The organism is Paraburkholderia acidipaludis NBRC 101816 (genome assembly GCF_000684975.1).
In the GTDB taxonomy this organism is placed as follows: domain Bacteria; phylum Pseudomonadota; class Gammaproteobacteria; order Burkholderiales; family Burkholderiaceae; genus Paraburkholderia; species Paraburkholderia acidipaludis.
Window position 1 is genome coordinate 1 of sequence record NZ_BAXZ01000002.1, and the last position, 17,798, is coordinate 17,798.

The 17,798-nt window shown below is 68.0% G+C and carries 18 protein-coding genes; 13 read left to right on the forward strand and 5 right to left on the reverse strand.

The window, feature by feature from the left end:
• The 3 genes from gspD to gspF all read left to right on the forward strand — a co-directional run.
• Nucleotides 1-1,396: type II secretion system secretin GspD (gspD, locus tag BAC01S_RS29910; protein WP_043200773.1), on the forward strand; the 1,396-nt coding region annotated here is incomplete at its 5' end.
• Entirely contained in the window at nt 1,393-2,916 is a 1,524-nt protein-coding gene (gene gspE, locus BAC01S_RS01095) for a type II secretion system ATPase GspE (protein ID WP_027793108.1), read from the forward strand. The genes gspD and gspE, both read left to right, overlap by 4 nt.
• A 53-nt stretch (nt 2,917-2,969) precedes the next feature.
• On the forward strand, nt 2,970-4,187 hold the full coding sequence (gspF, locus tag BAC01S_RS01100; RefSeq protein ID WP_027793109.1) for a type II secretion system inner membrane protein GspF: 1,218 nt from the start codon (nt 2,970-2,972) through the stop codon (nt 4,185-4,187).
• Between the two features lie 20 nt (nt 4,188-4,207).
• On the opposite strand, the gene BAC01S_RS01105 is transcribed toward gspF, so the two are convergent.
• Nucleotides 4,208-4,621 carry a general secretion pathway protein GspC gene (locus BAC01S_RS01105; protein WP_027793110.1) on the reverse strand — a complete coding sequence of 138 codons (414 nt, stop codon included), beginning with the start codon at nt 4,619-4,621 and terminating at the stop codon, nt 4,208-4,210.
• A 170-nt stretch (nt 4,622-4,791) separates the two neighbouring features.
• On the opposite strand from BAC01S_RS01105, the gene gspG reads away from it, so the two are divergent.
• The 8 genes from gspG to BAC01S_RS01145 are packed head-to-tail and all read left to right on the forward strand — an operon-like array spanning nt 4,792 to nt 10,810.
• A complete protein-coding gene (gene gspG, locus BAC01S_RS01110; protein WP_043200775.1) occupies nt 4,792-5,280 on the forward strand; it encodes a type II secretion system major pseudopilin GspG in 489 nt (162 codons plus the stop codon).
• Nucleotides 5,281-5,296: 16 nt separating this feature from the next.
• Entirely contained in the window at nt 5,297-5,815 is a 519-nt protein-coding gene (locus tag BAC01S_RS01115; RefSeq protein WP_062859416.1) for a GspH/FimT family pseudopilin, read from the forward strand.
• 1 nt (nt 5,816) lies between these two features.
• Nucleotides 5,817-6,221 carry a type II secretion system minor pseudopilin GspI gene (gene gspI / locus BAC01S_RS01120; protein ID WP_027793113.1) on the forward strand — a complete coding sequence of 135 codons (405 nt, stop codon included), beginning with the start codon at nt 5,817-5,819 and terminating at the stop codon, nt 6,219-6,221.
• Nucleotides 6,199-6,903, forward strand: a complete 705-nt coding sequence (locus BAC01S_RS01125) for a PulJ/GspJ family protein (protein WP_027793114.1) — start codon at nt 6,199-6,201, stop codon at nt 6,901-6,903. The genes gspI and BAC01S_RS01125 overlap by 23 nt, the downstream gene beginning before the upstream one ends.
• Nucleotides 6,900-8,045: a type II secretion system minor pseudopilin GspK gene (gspK, locus tag BAC01S_RS01130; RefSeq protein WP_084168094.1), complete on the forward strand. Its 1,146-nt coding sequence runs from the start codon at nt 6,900-6,902 to the stop codon at nt 8,043-8,045. The genes BAC01S_RS01125 and gspK overlap by 4 nt, the downstream gene beginning before the upstream one ends.
• Before the next feature lie 34 nt (nt 8,046-8,079).
• Nucleotides 8,080-9,483, forward strand: coding sequence for a type II secretion system protein GspL (gspL, locus tag BAC01S_RS01135; protein ID WP_027793116.1), 1,404 nt, complete (start codon nt 8,080-8,082; stop codon nt 9,481-9,483).
• The gene (gene gspM / locus BAC01S_RS01140) at nt 9,459-9,986 is read left to right on the forward strand and encodes a type II secretion system protein GspM (RefSeq protein ID WP_043200778.1); all 528 of its coding nucleotides are present in this window, start codon (nt 9,459-9,461) and stop codon (nt 9,984-9,986) included. The genes gspL and gspM overlap by 25 nt, the downstream gene beginning before the upstream one ends.
• Nucleotides 9,987-10,030: 44 nt before the next feature.
• A complete protein-coding gene (locus BAC01S_RS01145; RefSeq protein WP_027793118.1) occupies nt 10,031-10,810 on the forward strand; it encodes a type II secretion system protein N in 780 nt (259 codons plus the stop codon).
• A 31-nt stretch (nt 10,811-10,841) separates the two neighbouring features.
• Here BAC01S_RS01145 and BAC01S_RS29915 read toward each other — a convergent pair whose 3' ends face one another.
• Both BAC01S_RS29915 and BAC01S_RS34275 read right to left on the reverse strand, forming a co-directional pair.
• Nucleotides 10,842-12,386, reverse strand: coding sequence for an efflux transporter outer membrane subunit (locus BAC01S_RS29915; RefSeq protein ID WP_156954262.1), 1,545 nt, complete (start codon nt 12,384-12,386; stop codon nt 10,842-10,844).
• A 176-nt stretch (nt 12,387-12,562) separates the two neighbouring features.
• Nucleotides 12,563-13,117 (reverse strand): hypothetical protein, encoded by a 555-nt coding sequence (locus BAC01S_RS34275; protein WP_156954263.1) that lies wholly within the window; start codon nt 13,115-13,117, stop codon nt 12,563-12,565.
• A gap of 15 nt (nt 13,118-13,132) precedes the next feature.
• On the opposite strand from BAC01S_RS34275, the gene BAC01S_RS01160 reads away from it, so the two are divergent.
• A complete protein-coding gene (locus BAC01S_RS01160) occupies nt 13,133-13,651 on the forward strand; it encodes a MarR family winged helix-turn-helix transcriptional regulator (RefSeq protein WP_027793119.1) in 519 nt (172 codons plus the stop codon).
• 149 nt (nt 13,652-13,800) lie between these two features.
• The gene (locus tag BAC01S_RS01165) at nt 13,801-15,363 is read left to right on the forward strand and encodes a DHA2 family efflux MFS transporter permease subunit (protein ID WP_027793120.1); all 1,563 of its coding nucleotides are present in this window, start codon (nt 13,801-13,803) and stop codon (nt 15,361-15,363) included.
• A 46-nt stretch (nt 15,364-15,409) separates the two neighbouring features.
• Here the strand turns inward: BAC01S_RS01165 and BAC01S_RS01170 are convergent, their stop codons facing one another.
• Together BAC01S_RS01170 and gshA are read right to left on the reverse strand one after the other, a co-directional pair.
• Nucleotides 15,410-15,874 carry a hypothetical protein gene (locus BAC01S_RS01170; protein WP_027793121.1) on the reverse strand — a complete coding sequence of 155 codons (465 nt, stop codon included), beginning with the start codon at nt 15,872-15,874 and terminating at the stop codon, nt 15,410-15,412.
• 143 nt (nt 15,875-16,017) lie between these two features.
• Nucleotides 16,018-17,640, reverse strand: a complete 1,623-nt coding sequence (gene gshA / locus BAC01S_RS01175; RefSeq protein ID WP_027793122.1) for a glutamate--cysteine ligase — start codon at nt 17,638-17,640, stop codon at nt 16,018-16,020.
• Between the last annotated feature and the right edge of the window lie 158 nt (nt 17,641-17,798).

A 17,798-nucleotide genomic window follows, 5' to 3' on the forward strand; every position in this document is an offset into this window, starting at 1 on the left:
CGGCACGTCGTCGAGCAACCCGATGACGGGCGGCGGTTCGGCCACCGGCAACGACGATGCGCCGTTCCTCGGCGACAACAAGGACAAGAGCGAGGACAACCCGGCGGGCGGCATGATCCAGGCCGACCCGGCCACCAACTCGCTGATCATCACGGCGCCGGACGCGGTGTACCGCAATCTGCGGTCGGTGATCAACCAGCTCGACGCGCGGCGCGCGCAGGTTTATATCGAAGCGCTGATTGTCGAGCTGAACTCGGACACGAACGCCAACCTCGGTATCCAGTGGCAGATCGGCAGCGGCAACGTGCTGGCCGGCACCAATCTTGCCACCGGCAACGGCAACAGCATCATCAACGTGACGTCGGCAGCGCTCGCCGCCGGCGCCACCGGGGGCGTGGCCGGCGCGCTCGCCGGCAGCAACCTGCAGCAGGGTTTGAACGTAGGCTGGGTCCACAATCTCTTCGGCGTGCAGGGGCTCGGCGCGTTGCTGCAGGCGCTGTCGCAGACGAGCGACGCCAACGTGCTGTCCACGCCTAACCTCATCACGCTCGACAACCAGGAAGCGAAGATCGTCGTCGGTACGAACGTGCCGATCCAGACGGGCTCGTATTCGAACCTCACGAGCAGCACGGCGAGCTCGGCGTTCAACACCTACGATCGCGTCGATGTCGGTCTGACGCTGCACATCAAGCCGCAGATCACCGAAGGCGGCATCCTGAAGCTGACGCTGTACACCGAGGACTCGGCGATCGTGACGGGCACGACCAACGTGACGACCAACCCCGCCGGTCCCGATTTCACCAAGCGTTCGATCCAGTCGACCGTGCTGGCCGACAACGGCGAGATCATCGTGCTGGGCGGCCTGATGCAGGACAACTACCAGGTCAGCAACAGCAAGGTGCCGCTGCTCGGCGACATCCCCTGGATCGGCCAGCTGTTCCGCTCGGAAAACAAGACGCGCACGAAGACCAACCTGATGGTGTTCCTGCGTCCGGTGATCATCGGCGACAGCGACACGGCGCGTGCGGTGACGTCGAACCGTTACGACTACATCCAGGGTGTGACGGGCGCCTACAAGTCCGATAACAACCTGATCAAGGACAACGACGATCCGGTGGTGCCGCCGATGCCGGTCGGTCCCAACGAAGGCGGATCGACGCTGAACCTGTTCGATCTCGACAAGATGCGGCGCGAGCAGGCCACGCGAACGCTGCCCGCGGCGCCCGCTGCCGCCGGCGCAACGAGCGGCACGAGCAGCGCAGGCACGGCAGGCGGCGTGAACAGCTACGCCGTGCCCACCAACGGCGCGGCGCAGCCGCAGCCCGTGCAGCCGGCCGTGCCCGTGCAGACGTTGCCCGCGCAACCTTTGCTGACCACGCCGGGAGCGCAGCAGTGAGCACGCCGCGAACGCAGGGTAGCGGGTTGCCGGCCGCGGCGGGCGCACCGCATGCGGCCGCGCCGCGCGAGGCGCCTTCGCCGCTCGCGGCGCGACTCCTGCCCTACGGCTTTGCGAAGAGCGGTCAGATCCTCGTTGCGCAGCAGCACGCCGACGGTCTCGAAGTGTGGATCGGCGAGCGCACGAACGGCGCCGCGATCGCCGAGGTCGCGCGCAATTTCGGCGCCGTGAGTTTCGTGCGCATTCCCGCCGACGAGCTCGCGCAGGCGATCAACCAGGCCTACGCGCGCCACGACGGCAGCGCCGCGCAAGTGGTGGGCGAGGTGGAAGGCGAAGTCGATCTGTCGCGGCTGATGCAGGACATTCCGGAAGTGGAAGATCTTCTGGAGTCCGAAGACGATGCGCCGATCATCCGCATGATCAACGCACTGCTTACGCAGGCCGCGCGCGAGCAGGCCTCCGATATTCACATCGAGCCGTTCGAGAACGCCTCGGTGGTGCGCTTTCGCGTGGACGGCACGCTGCGCGACGTCGTGCGCCCGAAGAAGGCGCTGCACGGCGCGCTGATCTCGCGGATCAAGATCATGGCGCAGCTCGACATCGCCGAAAAGCGGTTGCCGCAGGACGGCCGCATCACGCTGCGCGTGGGCGGGCGCCCGGTGGACGTGCGCGTCTCGACGCTGCCCACGGGCCACGGCGAGCGCGCCGTGCTGCGTCTGCTGGAAAAGGACGCGCAGCGCCTGAATCTCGAGGCGCTCGGCATGGCCGCCGACACGCTCGCGAAGTTCGACCAGCTGATCGCGAAGCCGCACGGCATCGTGCTCGTGACCGGGCCGACCGGCTCGGGCAAGACGACCACGCTCTACGCGTCGATGTCGCGGCTCGAAACCGCCACGACCAACATCATGACGGTCGAGGACCCGATCGAGTACGACCTCTCGGGCATCGGCCAGACCCAGGTGAACGAGCGCATCGGCATGACGTTCGCGCGCGCGCTGCGCTCGATCCTGCGTCAAGATCCCGACATCATCATGATCGGCGAAATCCGCGATCTGGAGACCGCGCAGATCGCCGTGCAGGCTTCGCTCACGGGCCACCTCGTGCTCGCCACGCTGCACACCAACGATGCGGCTTCGGCCGTCACGCGTCTGACCGATATGGGCGTGGAGCCCTATCTGCTGGCTTCGTCGCTGCTCGGCGTGCTGGCGCAGCGTCTCGTGCGCCAGCTGTGCCCGCACTGCAAGGAAGAGCGCACCGAAGAAAACGGCGACAAGCGTTGGCATCCGGTGGGCTGCGAGCGCTGCGGCCAGTCGGGCTATGCGGGCCGGCGCGGGGTGTACGAGCTGCTGCTCGTCGACGAACCGATCCGCGCGCTGGTTCACCGCAACGCCGCGGACGCCGAGGTCTTCGAGGCCGGCCGCGCGCAGGGCATGCGCACATTGCGCGAGGACGGCGATCGCTGGCTCGCGGCCGGCACGACTTCGCTCGAAGAAGTGCTGCGCGTCACGGGCGGCGCATGATGAGCTGTCCGATGTGTCCGATGGCTTGTCACTAAGCAAGGGCGTTAAGCAAGATGCCGGCATTCCGTTTCGAAGCGATCGACGCCGCGGGCAAGGCGCAAAAGGGCGTACTCGAGGCCGACAGCGCCCGCGGCGCCCGCACGCAGCTGCGCGGCCAGGGGCTCACGCCGCTCGTCGTCGAGCCGGCGGCCAGCCGCACGCGCGGCGAGCGGCAGCAGCGCCTCGCGCTCGGGCGGCGCCTGTCGCAGCGCGAGCAGGCCATCCTCACGCGCCAGCTCGCGAGCCTGCTGGTGGCGGGGCTGCCGCTGGGCGAAGCGCTCGCGGTGCTCACCGAGCAGGCCGAGCGCGACTACATTCGCGAGCTGATGGCGGCGATTCGCGCCGAGGTGCTGGGCGGCCATTCGTTCGCCAACGCGCTCGCGCAGCATCCGCGCGACTTTCCCGACATCTACCGCGCGCTGGTGGCGGCCGGCGAGCATACGGGCAAGCTTGGCATCGTGCTCTCGCGCCTCGCCGATTACATCGAGCAGCGCAACGCGCTCAAGCAGAAGATCGTGCTGGCGTTCACCTACCCCACGATCGTCACGATCATCGCGTTCGGCATCGTCACGTTCCTGCTGAGCTACGTGGTGCCGCAGGTGGTGAACGTGTTCGCCAGCACGAAGCAGCAGCTGCCGATTCTCACCATCGTCATGATGGCGCTCTCCGGGTTCGTGCGGCACTGGTGGTGGGCCGTGCTGATCGTCGTGGCGATCGTCGCGTGGACGGTGCGCGCGATTCTGCGCCAACCGGGGCCGCGTCTTTCCTTCGACCGGTGGGTGCTCACCGCGCCGCTCGCGGGCAAGCTCGTGCGCGGCTACAACACGGTGCGCTTTGCGAGCACGCTGGGCATTCTTTCCGCGGCCGGCGTGCCGATCCTGCGCGCGCTGCAGGCGGCGGGCGAAACGCTCTCGAACCGCGCGATGCGCACGAATGTGGACGAGGCCATCGTGCGCGTGCGCGAAGGCACCTCGCTCTCACGGGCGCTGGGCAACACGAAGACGTTTCCGCCGGTGCTCGTGCACCTGATCCGTTCGGGCGAAGCGACCGGCGACGTGACGACGATGCTCGACCGCGCCGCCGAAGGCGAGGCGCGCGAGCTGGAGCGCCGCACGATGTTCCTCACGAGCCTGCTGGAGCCGCTGCTGATTCTGGCGATGGGCGGCGTGGTGCTCGTGATCGTGCTCGCGGTGATGCTGCCGATCATCGAGCTGAACAACCTCGTGCAGTAGCGGTAACGGCAGAGGCGGCGTCAGCGAACGTAGATGGTGGGCCCGGAGACGTTGGCCGGCAGGAAGACTTCGGAGTGCACACCGTGGCGGTCGATGACGATCGAGCGCGGGCGCACTTCGGCGAGCGTGGCGTCCTGGCTGATCGGGCCGCCGAGCGAGACGGCTTTCGCCGGATCGCCGCCGATGCTGACGATGGCGGCCGCGCCATGCTGAAGCGCGAGGATGCCGAAGAGGTGGATGTCCTGCACCGCGCTGCGGTCGAGCTTGCCGCCGAACAGCGTCGAGGCCTCGTCGAGCGAAATGGGCGCGCGTGCGGCGGCGGCTTCGATGGGAGCCGCGCGGCTCGTGGCCAGCGTGATACCCCACCACGTCGCCGTGGCGCAGAGCACCGCGAAGGCGGCGAGGGAGAGGAGTCGGATTTGCAGTGCGTTCATGCGCTCCATTGTACGGAGTATTGTGAATTTTTCGACGGCGTGCGGGTATGCCCGGAAGCCGTCACCGCATGACATTACAATGACCCGCCACGTGTCCCGATGACACGCAGGGTCGGATGCGGCGCCCGGACGGGCGCCGCGGGAAATCATTGCCAGGAGGGAAGCAAGCCATGTCCATGTGGACCACCAAGTGGGACCAGCGCCGGGACCAGCGCCGTGCCGGAATCGAAGGGCTGCGCGCTCGCCGCCAACGCGGTTTCACGCTGATCGAAATCATGGTCGTGATCGCGATTCTCGGCATTCTCGCCGCGCTGATCGTGCCGAAGATCATGAGCCGTCCCGACGAAGCGCGGCGCGTCGCCGCGCGCCAGGACATCGGCACGGTCATGCAGGCGCTCAAGCTCTACCGTCTCGACAACGGCCGCTATCCGACCCAGGATCAGGGCCTGCAAGCGCTGATCCAGAAGCCGACCACCGATCCGGTTCCGAATAACTGGAAGGACGGCGGCTATCTCGAACGCCTGCCGAGCGATCCCTGGGGCAATCCGTACCAGTACCTGAATCCGGGCGTGCACGGCGAGATCGACGTGTTCAGCTATGGCGCCGACGGCAAGCCTGGCGGCGAAGGGAACGACGCCGACATCGGCTCCTGGCAGTAGCCGGTTCTCGCGAGGCATGCGCCAGCCCTTCCCGCTTCGTCACGCCGTCCGCTCGACGCCGCGCGCCTTCTCGCGCGGCCGCGCGGGCGGCTTCACGCTGCTCGAAATGCTCGTGGTGCTGCTGATCGCGGGGATCCTCGTTTCGCTCGCGTCGCTGTCGCTCTCGCGCAATCCGCGCACCGACCTCAACGAAGAGGCTCAGCGTCTTGCGCTCCTCTTCGAATCGGCCGGCGACGAAGCCCAGGTGCGCGCGCGGCCCATCGCCTGGCAGCCGGTCGAGGGCGGATTTCGCTTCGACGTGCGCACCGAGGACGGCTGGCGCCCGCTGCGCGACGACCTGCTCGGCCCGCGCCCGTGGGAAGGCGGCGTGACGGGCGTTGCGATCAGTTATCCGGGCGGCGACGACGACAACGGGGCCAGCCGACTCGTGTTCGGCACCGAGGCCGTGGACGTGCCGGTCGAGGTCACGCTCTTTTCGGCAGCCGGGCGCGCGACGATCGTCGGCACCGGCAGCGGCCGCTACGAGGTGCGCTGACATGCGGCAAGCACGACGCCTGCCCGGCGCGCGCGCGGCGCGCGGTTTCACGATGATCGAGGTGCTGGTCGCGCTGGCGATCATCGCCATCGCGCTTGCCGCTTCCATGCGCGCGGTGGGCAGCCTCGCCGCGAGCGAAGCCGATCTGCACGACCGCCTGCTCGCGGGCTGGAGCGCCGACAACGCCCTCGCGCAGCTGCATCTCGCGCACGCGTGGCCCGACGTCGGCGAGAGCCGCTTCGAATGCTCGCAGGGCAATCTCGAGCTTACCTGCGTGCAGACCGTGAGCGCTACGCCCAATCCCGTCTTTCGCCGCGTGGAGGTGTCGGTGACGACGCCCGGCCGCGCCGGCAATCTCGCGCAACTCGTCACGGTGGTCGCCAATGAGACGAACCGCTCGCTGTGACCGTGACCGCGCGCGTGCCGCACGCGCCTCGCGCAGCGCCGGGGCGCGAGGCTTCACGCTGATCGAGCTGCTTGTCGCCATCGCGATCCTCGCCGTGGTGGCGATCCTGTCGTGGCGCGGGCTCGACCAGATCATGCGCGGCCGCGAGACGATCTCGCGCGAGATGGTCGACGAGCGCGTGTTCGCGCAGATGTTCGACCAGATGCGCATCGACTGCCAGCGCGCCGCCTCCGACGACGAAGCCGGCGCGCCCGCGGTCTCGCTCGACGGCGGCGAGCTGCAGATCGTGCGTGCGTTCGCCGTGCCGCCCGGCGCGGCGCCGCGGCTGCAGGTCGTGCGCTATCGCGTGACCGAAGGCCGCGTGGTGCGCTATGCCTCGCCGCCCATCGCCAACCTCGGCGAACTGCGGCGCGCGACGCGCGGCGGCGAAGGCGACAACTGGAGCGCGCTGCCGATGATGGGCGGCGTGGGTTCGATCAGCGCGGATCTCTACGTGCCGAAGGTCGGCTGGACCTCGAACATGCAGGACGTGCGCGCGCAGCTCACCGCCAACATCAACAGCATGAGGGTGCCGCAGCTCGGCAACGCGCCCATGCCGCGCTCCGTGACGGGGCTGCAGATACGCGTGGGCGCCACGTCGCTGCAATCGCCCATCACGCGGGTCTTTCTGGTGGGTGAATGAACATGCGCGCGTCCATCCTTGCGGCCCGCCTGCGCCGCCCTGCCCTGCCCACCCGTTCCGTTAACCGGCGGGACCGGCACAGCCAGCGCGGCGCGGCGATCATCACCGCGCTGCTCGTGGTCGCGCTTTCGGCCATTCTCGTTTCCGGGATCCTGTGGCGGCAGCAGGTGCAGCTACGCCGCATCGAGAACCAGCGGCTCATCGCGCAGGCACAGTGGGTCGCGCGCGGCGCGCTCGACTGGACCCGTCTCGTGCTGCGCTCGGAAGCCGACACCACGGCGGGCATCACCTATCTCGGCGGCACCTGGGGCGTGCCGCTCGCGCGCACGCGCCTCTCCGACTTCCTCGGTCAGATCGGCGACGCGCGCGCGGCCCAGGGCGCGGCGACTTACCTCTCGGGTTCCATCGAGGACGCCGAGGCGCGCTTCAACCTGCGCAACCTGGTGTCGAGCCCCGCGCCCGGCGCCCTGCAGCTGAACCTCACGCAGATCCAGGCGTTCGCGCGCCTTTTGCAATTGCTCGGTCTGAACGGCCAGCTCGCGCAGAGCACGGCGGTCTATCTGCGCGCGGGCCTCGCCTATTCCGCGACGCGCTTTCAGACCGCCACGGTACCCGGCGCTGCGGCCACGACGCCGCAGGTCGTGGGAGGCGCGGCGGGCGGCGCGACGTTCAGCAGCAATCCGGGCCTCGACGACACCGAAAACAGCAGCGCCACCGCCCCGATCGTGATGACGAGCGTGGACGGGCTGCTCGACGTACCGGGCTTCACGCCCGACGTGCTCGCGCGGCTGCGGCCCTTCGTGACGATCTTGCCCACCACGACGCCCGTCAACATGAACACGGCGAGTGCCGAAGTGATCGCGGCGATCATGCCGGGCATGAGCCTGTCGAGCGCACAGGCGCTCGTGGCCCGGCGCCAGAGCGTGTTTTTCCGCAACGTGGGCGACGTGCAGCTCGCGCTCCAGGGCGTGGGCGTGCCGCAGGCCGCGATCGATACGTCGCTCTGCGACGTCAACACGAGCTATTTTCTGGTTCATGGGCGCGTCGAACACGAGCGCGCCGAACTGGACCGCACGACGCTTGTCTGGCGCGACTCGCTCACCCATACGACGCGCGTCGTGCGCGTGAGCGACAACCCATGAAACCGATTCAGTCCAACATCGAAACGAGGTGCCTTTGAGCACGCTGATCGTCCTGATGCCGCCGCGAGACCCGGCGGTCCACTCGCAGGAATGGCAGTTGCCGGAACTGCCGTTCGTGCTGCTCGACAAGACGGGCCACACGCAGCGCGCGGGCCGCGCGGCGCTGGCGCTCCTGCCGCGCGGGTCTGCCACGATCCTGCTCGTCGCCGCGCGCGACCTGCTGACGATTCCGACCGCCGTGCCGCCGCTCAAGGGGCCGCGGCTGCGCCAGGCATTGCCGAACGTCGTCGAGGATCAACTGATCCAGGACGCGCAGACCTGCCACCTCGCGCTCGACCCGCAGGCGCTGCCGGATGGCCGGCACGTGGTCGCGGCGATCGATCGCGGCTGGTTCCGCTTCCTCGTCGAAGGCTTTGCTGCCGCCGGACATCGCAACCTGCGCGCCGTGCCGGTCGCACGGTGCTTGCCGGTGCCGGAGACGGCTGAGACCGTTACGCCCGCCAAGTCCGCCGAGACTGCGGCCGAGGCCGGGAAAGGTGCCGAATCCGCCGAATCCGCCGGATCGGCCGCTGCCGCGCAATCCGCGCCCCCGCCCGCCGAGCCGGTAACGGCCTGCGTGTTCGGCCCGGTCATGTCGACCGCGCCCGCGCTGCTGGCAGGCACCGCGCCCGACCTTGCACTCTCGGCGCCGGGCGTCGCGCTCGAGCTTGCGATCGTGCGGGGAGCGATAGCGCAGGGTTTCGCCGTGCCCGCGGCGAGCGCGGCCGCCACCGTCGAGGCGCTGGCCGGCGACACGTCGGTGACGCTCTACGCGCTGACCGGACTGCCGGGCGAACCGGCGGGCAATGCAGCGAAGACATGGGCCGGGCTGCTGCCCGGCGCGCAGCCGCTCGCGTTCGAAGCGCTCGCGCGCCGCGCACTGACTTGCCGCTTCGACCTCTGCCAGTTCGAATTCGCCTCGCAGCCGTGGCGCCTCGACCGCGCGACACTGCGCCGCCTGCGCTTGCCGATCGCGCTCCTCGCGGCCTCGCTCGTCATCGCGATCGTCGGCGCGAACCTGCAGTGGCTGATGCTCTCGCGCCAGCGCGACGCGATGGAAACGCAGATGACGGAGCTCCTGCTCAACACCTTCCCTAAGACGACGGTCGTGCTCGATCCCGCCGGCCAGATGGCGCGCCAGCTGCAGCAGTTGCGTGTCGCGGCCGGCGAGCCCTCGGCCGACGACTTCCTCGCGCTCTCCGACGGCTTTGCGCGCGCGCTGGGCCCGGTGCCGCCGAACAGCATCGCCGCGCTCGACTATCACGACCGGCGCCTCGACGTGACGTTCAAGCCCGGCGCGAACATCGACGCGGGCCTTGCCGCGCGGCTGGCGCGCAACGGCCTCGAAGGCACGCAGGACAGCAGCAGCGGCAAATGGACCATCAGGAGCGCATCGTGAAGACAACGGCTTTGACCGAGGCGTGGGCCGAATTCTGGGAGGCGCGCACGCCGCGCGAGCAGACCATGCTGACCTGGGGCGGCGCCTTGCTGGCCGTGGCGATCGGCTGGTCGGTGCTGTGGGCGCCCGCCTCCGACGGCCGCGCGCGCCTGCACGAGAGCCTGCCGGGACTGCAGCGGCAGCTCGCGCAAATGACGGCCGAGGCCAACGAGGCCCGCGCGCTTTCGGGCGCGGCGGCGAGCGTCGCGCCGGACGGCCAGGCACTCAAGGACGCACTGACGGCCTCGTTGGCCGATCACGGCTTGCAGGGCGCGCAGGTGCAGCTGATCGGCACCACGGTGCAGCTGCAAATGAAGAACGCATCGTTTCCGGCCTTTACGGACTGGCTCGACGACGCGCGCAAGCAGTACAAGGTGCAGGTGGTCGAAGCGCACATGACCGCGCTGAAGACCGACGGCCAGGTCGACCTGACCGCCTCGCTGCAGCCGGCGAGCGCGCGGTAAATGCGCCGGCCGTTTGAGTTTGATATGGGACCGGAGACCCTCGCATGACGTACTGGATGCGGCGCGCGCGCGCCGTGTTGCCGTGGCTGCTGGTTGGGGTGCTGTCGAGCGGCATTGTGCTGCTTGCCCGCCTGCCGGCCGCCTGGATCGCGCCGCAATTCGCGCGCGCGACGCAAGGCCACGTGAATCTCGTCGATCCCGCCGGCTCGCTTTGGCAAGGCTCCGCCACGCTGATGCTCGCGGCGGGCCATGACGACACCGGGGCGACCCTGCTGCCCGGCCGCATCGAATGGCAGACGGCGTTCTGGCCGCTCTTGACGGGCCGCGTGCGCATGCAGATGCGCCAGACCCAGGCGATGCCCGACCCCGTCGTGGTCGAAGCGACGCCGAGGAGCGCCACCGTGACGGCCGGCTCGATCGCGGTGCCCGCCTCGCTGCTCGCGGGGCTGGGCGCGCCGTTCAACACGCTCGACTTCGACGGCAGCGTGCGCCTGACGTGGACCCCGTGGCGCACGTTCGGCAACGACGCCTTCGGCCGGCTCACCATCTCGCTCGCCGACATGAGCTCGCGGGTCTCGCTCGTGAAGCCGCTCGGATCGTATGAGGTGGTGCTCGAGGCGCAGGGTGCGTCGTCGACGCTCGCGCTTTCCACGCAGAAAGGGCCGCTGATGCTGAACGGTCACGGCAGGTTCTCGCGCGCGTCGACATCGTTCGAAGGCACCGCGAGCGCGGCGCCCGATCAGCGCGATAACCTTGCCGGCCTCTTGAACCTGCTCGGGCGGCCCGCCGGCCCGGGCACGGTCACGCTGACCTTCGCGCGCTGAACCCGCCCGCTTTGCCGCGGGCGTTCGGGCGTTAGTCCGCCTGGGCGGCCTCGCCCGCTTTGGCCGTTTCGCCCATCGCACCGGTTTCGCGATCCATCTGCGCGACGCTCCAGCCGCCGCCGAGCGCCTTCACGAGCCCAACCGACGACACCATGCGCTCGCCGGCGAGGTTCGCCAGCTTCTGCTGGGCCTGGAACGCGGTGGTCTGCGCGGACAGCACGTTCTGGTAATCGGTCGTGCCCACCTTGTATTCGTTGACGACGATGGTAAGCGCGTGCGTTGCCGACTCCACCGCCTGCTGCTGCACGCCCACTTCCTGCGCGAGGATGCGCTGCGAAGCGAGGTTGTCCTCGACGTCCTGGAAGGCGGCCAGCACGGTGCCGCGATAGGTGGCGACCTGCTGGTCGTAGGCGGCGCGGGCCGCTTCGGTCTGCGCGCTGCGCAGGCCGCCGTCGAAGATCGTACCGGCGAGCGACGGGCCGAGCGTCCAGAAGCGCGACGGCATCTGCAGCAGCTGCGACAACACCGAACTCTCGAAGCCGCCCGACGCCGAAATCGTGAGCGACGGGAAAAACGCCGACATCGCCACGCCGATCTGCTCGTTCGCGGCAGCGGCCTTGCGCTCCGCCGAGGCGATGTCGGGCCGCCGCTCGAGCAGCGCCGAGGGCATCGAGAGCGGCACGGTGGGCGGCGTGGCCGCGAGCGGCGACGGCGGGATCGAGAATGTGGAGGCCGGCTGGCCGACCAGCACGGCGATCGCGTGCTCGTTTTGCGCGCGCGCGACGCCGTTGTCGATCGCCGAGGCCTGCGCCGACTGCAGTTGCGCCTGCGCCTGGATCACGTCCGCACGGCCCGCCACGCCCTGCGCGTACTGGTTTTGCGTGAGAGCGAGCGTCTTTTGATACGCCGCGACGGTGTTGTCGAGCAGCTTCTGCTGGGCGTCGAGCGAGCGCAGCGTGAACCAGGTCTGCGCGAGCGTGGCCTGCGCGGAAAGGCGCGCGTTGGCCAGATTGGCGGCGGCGCCCTGCTGGCTGGCTTCCTGCGAGCTCACCGTGCGGCTTACCTTGCCCCACAGGTCGGGCTCCCAGGTCGCGTCGAGGCCGAGATTGAAGTTGTTGTCGATCGTGCCGCTCGGGAAGCTGCCGCTGGCGTTGCTCACGCGCGTGGGCGTGCGCGAACGCGTACCGGACGCCGATGCGCTGATCACCGGGAAATACGCGGCCCGCGCTTCGCCGACAAGCGCGCGCGCCTGCCGGTACGCGGCGGCATATTGCGCGATGGTCTGGTTTTGCGCGTCGAGCCGGTCTTCCAGCGCGTTGAGCTGGGTGTCGTTGTAGATCGTCCACCAGTCGCCGCGGTTGGCGGCATCGGAGGGTTGCGCGACCTTCCAGCCTTCGGGCGCCTCCTTGAACGACGCCGGGATAGCGGCCGTGGACGGCCGCTGATAGTTCGGGCCGACCGCGCAGCCGGCCAGCTGGAATGCGGCCGCGAGCAAGGCGGCACCCGCGGCGCATGCGGGCGCGCGGCGCTTCGGGAATCCGGGCAGACGGACAGCGTGGTGGGAAGAACGCGGCATGCAAGCAATCCTGTCGAGAGCCGGGGCCATGAGGTGCGCGAGGCGCACCGGATGCCCGGCCGCGCGGCGGGTTGGTCGTGTCGCGGGAATGGTAGCGCACGCACCGCGCGCGGCGCGGAACGCGTAAGGTTAATGCAGGGTTGCCTTGCGGTGTGTTACGAGCGGTGCCGCGCCGATTACGCGCGGTTACGGCGCCAGCGGCGCAGGGCGTCGAGCGCGGAGGCGCCCGCCCGCGTGCGCGGCGCGTAATTCGCGCGCGCCTGGGCGCAAGCCGCGCGGCATGCGGCCCGGCGGTCCGCGCAAAGCGGCGCCGCAAGCGTGGCCTGGGCAGCTTGGGTGGACGATGCGCGCTTTGCCCGCCGGCGTTGTGCCCACATGAACAGCAGAACCGCGAGGGAGCCGCCCGGCAGTGCGAACACCGCAGCATAGACCGCGAGCTTGCGCCAACCCGCCGCGCTGGCTTGCGCGAGCGCGAGCCGGGCGGTTTCGGTAACGGAGCGGCCAAAGCCGCCGAGCGCATTTTTCAGGTACGGCATGGCGCGATCTGAGGCGTAATGAGGCGTGGTGGCATTGAAGTGATTGCCTGACATAATATTGACTAAGCAAGCAACTGACAAACTTATTTGCATCGCACCAATCTTCCTGTTGTTTTTTGTCCAGGCGATGACTTCTTTATTCCCGATTGACGTATCTGCCTGAGCAGCTAAAATGCGCCGATTGTCTCTATGCATCTGGATTCCCGCGTCATGACGAGCGAAGCCCCTTTTGTCCCTGCGAAGCTCGGCGTGGATTCGAGCCTCGGCTACTTCCTTTCGACGGCGCGCAACGTGCTGGCCGCGCGAATGGACCGCGCAGTCGCGCCGCTCGGTCTCACGTCGTCGCAGATCGGCGTGATCCTGCTGCTGTGGTTCGAGCGCGCACGCACGCCGAACGAGATGTCGCGCGTGCTCTCGTACGACACGGGATCGATGACGCGCATGCTGGACCGGCTGGAAAAGAAAGGTTTTCTCGTGCGCCAGCGCAGCCTTGCGGACCGGCGCGTCGTCGAACTGACGCTGACACCGCTCGGCCGTGACGCGGCGCAGCAACTGCCGGATCTGATCTCGCAGGTGCTCAGCGACCAGCTGCGCGGGTTTGCCGCCGACGAAGTCGCGACGCTCGTGCGCCTGCTGCAGCGCTTCATTGCCAACGATCCGGCGACCGAACCGCTCTGCAGCGAGGAACTGGCTTGCCCGGCGGTACAGGCGCCGCATCCGGAAGGCTAAATCCCGTAACGGGCGGCGCGCGCCTGAGCAGCGCCTTTTTTACGAGCTAATAACTGTCTGGGCAGAAAATGCCGGGGCATCGATAGAAGAACCGGCGGCGGCGAGCAGCAAGCGGCGCCGACGGTTCGATGAACAAGGATCCCGCAACGATGAACGCCTCCACCGCGGCGCCTGACGCCGCAGCCGCCGAGCCCGCGCCGCTGCAGGGCGGCACGCTCGCGCTTCTTACCGTCGGCCTCGCGCTCGGCACCTTCATGGAGGTGCTCGACACCTCGATCGCGAACGTTGCGGTGCCAACCATCTCCGGCAACCTCGGCGTTGCCAACAGCGAAGGCACGTGGGTGATCTCGTCGTATTCGGTGGCGTCCGCGATCGCGGTGCCGCTCACCGGCTGGCTTGCGCGCCGCGTGGGCGAAGTGCGGCTCTTCACGCTTTCCGTCGTGCTGTTCACGTTCGCGTCGGCCGCTTGCGGTTTTGCCTCGAACTTCGAGACGCTGATCTTTTTCCGTCTCGTGCAAGGCCTCGTTTCCGGGCCGATGGTGCCGCTTTCGCAGACCATTCTGATCCGTTCGTATCCGCTGGAAAAGCGCGGCCTCGCTCTCGGCCTGTGGGCAATGACGGTCATCGTCGCGCCGATTTTCGGCCCCGTAATGGGCGGCTGGATCACCGACAACTACACGTGGCCGTGGATTTTCTACATCAACGTGCCTATCGGCCTCTTTTCGGGCGCATGCGCGTACCTGCTGCTGCGCGGACGCGAGACGAAAACCACCAGACAGCGCATCGACGCGGTCGGTCTTGCGCTGCTCGTGATCGGCGTGTCGTGCCTGCAGATGATGCTCGATCTCGGCAAGGACCGCGACTGGTTCAACTCGAAGTTCATCGTCACGCTCGCCATCGTCGCCGCGGTGTCGATTGCGTTCATGCTGGTCTGGGAGGCCACGGAAAAGGAGCCCGTCGTCGACCTCTCGCTGTTTCGCGACCGCAACTTCGCACTGGGCGCGCTGATCATCTCGTTCGGCTTCATGGCGTTCTTCGGCTCGGTGGTGATCTTCCCGCTCTGGCTGCAGACGGTGATGGGCTACACGGCCGGCATTGCGGGTCTCGCGACGGCCCCGGTCGGGCTGCTTGCGCTCGTGCTGTCACCGCTCATCGGGCGCAACATGCACAAACTCGATCTGAGGATGGTCGCAAGTTTCGCATTCCTTATTTTTGCGTTCGTCTCGATCTGGAATTCGACTTTCACGCTCGACGTGCCCTTCAGTCACGTGATCCAGCCGCGCCTCGTGCAGGGGATCGGCGTGGCGTGCTTCTTCGTGCCGATGACGACCATCACGCTATCGAGCATCTCCGACGAACGGCTCGCGAGCGCCTCGGGACTGTCGAATTTTCTGCGCACGCTCTCGGGCGCGATCGGGACCGCGGTGAGCACGACGTTCTGGGAAGACGACGCGATCTATCACCATGCTGTGCTTTCGGAGTCGGTGAGCCAGTATTCGCAGAACACCAACTCATACAGCGACACGCTTACGAGCCTCGGCTTCGCAGGGCAGAGCGTGACGGCGCAGCTGAACGAAATCGTCACGCAGCAAGGCTACATGCTGGCGACCAACGACTTCTTCCGCATTTCGTGCGTCATGTTTCTCGCACTGGCGGTGCTGGTCTGGATGACGAAGCCGAAGAAGGGCGGCGGACCGTCGATGGGTCATTGACGGTCCTGCGCGGAGCTGGCGCGATCAGCACGCCGGCGAACCGAAGTCAGGGTGACGTGGAGGGTTGCGCGGGTTGTTCACCGCCATTCGTTGCGGCTTCGTCGGCATCGCCGGGAACGGTCGTCTCGACGCCCGTGCGCACGAATTGCTTGAAGGCCGCGCCGGCTTCCCACGGGTTGGGCTTGCAGCCGAGCGAACTGTCACAGTGCGCCGCGAAGCCGATCGTCGCGGTGCCGTCGGGGTTGGCCGTCTTCGTGATCTCGTAGGCAAGCAGCCGCTTGCCGCCGCCCGGGCCCGACGTCTGGATCAGCGTGTCGGTCACGGTCTGAACTTCGTACTTCGAATGGGTGCGCACCCAGTCCTGCGCACGTTGCCACCACAGATCGCACTGTGTCTTGTCCGAGCACGTGAGCGGCGCGGTCGCGATCTGCATGACGTCCGGGTTCACCTGGCCGCGTGTGGAGCAAGCCGCCGCCGTGACGCAAAGCAGGATCAGCAGGATTCGTTTCATGGTATGGAGTCCTCCCTTCACGCGCCGCGCACGGTGCCTGAAGAGGCCGCCGGCACGACGATCATGGGTATAAGTATTGGACCGCGCGGGCGCGCGTTCGTTTCGAGCAAGCGACATGCCCGCCATGTTCGGTCTATGAGCGGTCAGACGCTGTAGCGATTGAGCGTATAGGCGCGATAGGCCGCGACGAAGGCATCGAACGAGCCGACTTCCTCGCGCTCGAGCTTGGCCTGCTCGTCGAGCGACGCGCGTGCGAGCCCTTCGAAATGCGCGGTCGTTCCCGCGTCGAGCGGGCGCGAGAGAAAATCGTCGGCATGGCGGCGGCTTTGTGCGAGCGCGAACTGCAGGAAGGTCTGCTTTTCGTCGCGCAGCGTTTGCAGCACACGGGCCGACGGCGTAAGCGACGCATCGGCCAGCTTCGCGCGTTGCGCCGCCACGGCACGCGCGTGTTCGTCGCCGCCGTGCAGCGCATCCAAAGCAGCGGCGGTGCGCTCGATGCGCGCGAAGAGTTCCGCAGCCCAGTCCTGGAAGGGCACGTCCTTGCCGTCGCGCTTGAGCGTGAGGCCCGGGCGCCGGCCTTCTTTCGTGACCAGCCCGAAGTTTTCGTTGGCCTCGGCGCCGGCCGCCGCGGACAGGAACGGGCTCTCGTCGAGCGCGCAGGCCAGCAGGTAGGCGTCGAGAAAGCGCGCCGTCTCGAGCGCGATGCCGGTGGGCTCGAACGGGTCGATGTCCATGCAGCGCACCTCGACGTACTGCACGCCGCGTGCGAAGAGCGCATGCAACGGGCGCTCGCCGGGATACGTCACGCGCTTGGGCCGGATCGTCGAGTAGAACTCGTTTTCGATCTGCAGCACGTTCGTGTTGATCTGCACCCACTCGCCATTGCGGTGCGTGCCGATCGCCTCATACGGCGGATAGGGCTGGCTCACCGCATCGGCCAGCGCCGAAAGATAGCCGGGGAGGGTGTCGTAGTCGGCATGCAGCGCGGACTGGCCCGTCGTGTTCGAGTAGCCGAGGTCGCTCATGCGCAGGCTCGTCGCATACGGCAGGTAGAGCGTTTCGTTGTCCAACGTTTCGAGCTTGTGCGGATGGCCGCGCAGAAACCGCGCGTCGAGCGCGGGCGAGGCGCCGAACAGGTACATCAGCAGCCAGCTTGTGCGGCGGAAGTTGCGGATCAGCGCGAGATAACGCTCCGACTGATAGTCGACGGGCGTGGACGACGATTGCTCATGCGCATGCAGCGCCTGCCAGACGTCTTCGCTGAGCGAATAGTTGTAGTGGATGCCGGCGATGCATTGCATGGTGCGGCCGTAGCGCAGCGCGAGGCCGAGGCGGTAGACGTGCTTGAGCCGCCCGATGTTCGAGGCGCCGTATTCGGCGATCGGAATGCCCTCGTCGGTGGCGGGCAAGAGACCCGGCATCGATTCGTTCCAGAGGACTTCGCCATCGCGCGCGAGCACGGCATAGACGTAGCGATGCAGTTCGTCGAGGCGTTCGAGCGTGATGGACGGATCGTGCTCGGCGGGCGTGATGATCTCGAGCAGCGCCTCGGAATAGTCGGTCGTGAGCGACGGATGCGTGAGCGCCGAACCGAGCGCGGCCGGATGCGGCGTCATGGCGAGCTGACCGTCGCGAGTCACCCGCAGGCTTTCCTTTTCGATGCCGCGCAGACCGCGCGCGAGCGCGTCGCGGTGCGGCCCGGCACTCAGCACGGAAAGGCGCTGTGCGAGAACGTCGTGCGTGCTTGTAGAAGTCGTGTCTGGCATTGAGGCAGGTCGGGGCGCAAGCCGGCGGCGCCATGTTCCCCTGCGCGCGCCAACGTGAAATTTTCGTTAGCGGGCACTTTAACATCTCGCCGTAAGACCTGCTTGCGGCCGATTCGGCCACCTTTAGGGGGTGGTTCCGGGCTGGTTCCGGGCTGGTT

What these genes read in the sequence shown, in the direction of transcription:
- BAC01S_RS01125 (WP_027793114.1), top strand. Translation starts at nt 6,199, where the DNA reads ATGAGACGAACCGCTCGCTGTGACCGTGACCGCGCGCGTGCCGCACGC.
- gspG (WP_043200775.1), top strand. Translation starts at nt 4,792, where the DNA reads ATGTCCATGTGGACCACCAAGTGGGACCAGCGCCGGGACCAGCGCCGT.
- gspM (WP_043200778.1), top strand. Translation starts at nt 9,459, where the DNA reads ATGGACCATCAGGAGCGCATCGTGAAGACAACGGCTTTGACCGAGGCG.
- BAC01S_RS01105 (WP_027793110.1), bottom strand. Translation starts at nt 4,621, where the DNA reads ATGAACGCACTGCAAATCCGACTCCTCTCCCTCGCCGCCTTCGCGGTG.
- BAC01S_RS34275 (WP_156954263.1), bottom strand. Translation starts at nt 13,117, where the DNA reads ATGCATAGAGACAATCGGCGCATTTTAGCTGCTCAGGCAGATACGTCA.
- BAC01S_RS01145 (WP_027793118.1), top strand. Translation starts at nt 10,031, where the DNA reads ATGACGTACTGGATGCGGCGCGCGCGCGCCGTGTTGCCGTGGCTGCTG.
- gspK (WP_084168094.1), top strand. Translation starts at nt 6,900, where the DNA reads ATGAACATGCGCGCGTCCATCCTTGCGGCCCGCCTGCGCCGCCCTGCC.
- BAC01S_RS01170 (WP_027793121.1), bottom strand. Translation starts at nt 15,874, where the DNA reads ATGAAACGAATCCTGCTGATCCTGCTTTGCGTCACGGCGGCGGCTTGC.
- BAC01S_RS01165 (WP_027793120.1), top strand. Translation starts at nt 13,801, where the DNA reads ATGAACGCCTCCACCGCGGCGCCTGACGCCGCAGCCGCCGAGCCCGCG.
- BAC01S_RS29915 (WP_156954262.1), bottom strand. Translation starts at nt 12,386, where the DNA reads ATGCCGCGTTCTTCCCACCACGCTGTCCGTCTGCCCGGATTCCCGAAG.
- gspF (WP_027793109.1), top strand. Translation starts at nt 2,970, where the DNA reads ATGCCGGCATTCCGTTTCGAAGCGATCGACGCCGCGGGCAAGGCGCAA.
- BAC01S_RS01160 (WP_027793119.1), top strand. Translation starts at nt 13,133, where the DNA reads ATGACGAGCGAAGCCCCTTTTGTCCCTGCGAAGCTCGGCGTGGATTCG.
- gshA (WP_027793122.1), bottom strand. Translation starts at nt 17,640, where the DNA reads ATGCCAGACACGACTTCTACAAGCACGCACGACGTTCTCGCACAGCGC.
- gspI (WP_027793113.1), top strand. Translation starts at nt 5,817, where the DNA reads ATGCGGCAAGCACGACGCCTGCCCGGCGCGCGCGCGGCGCGCGGTTTC.
- BAC01S_RS01115 (WP_062859416.1), top strand. Translation starts at nt 5,297, where the DNA reads ATGCGCCAGCCCTTCCCGCTTCGTCACGCCGTCCGCTCGACGCCGCGC.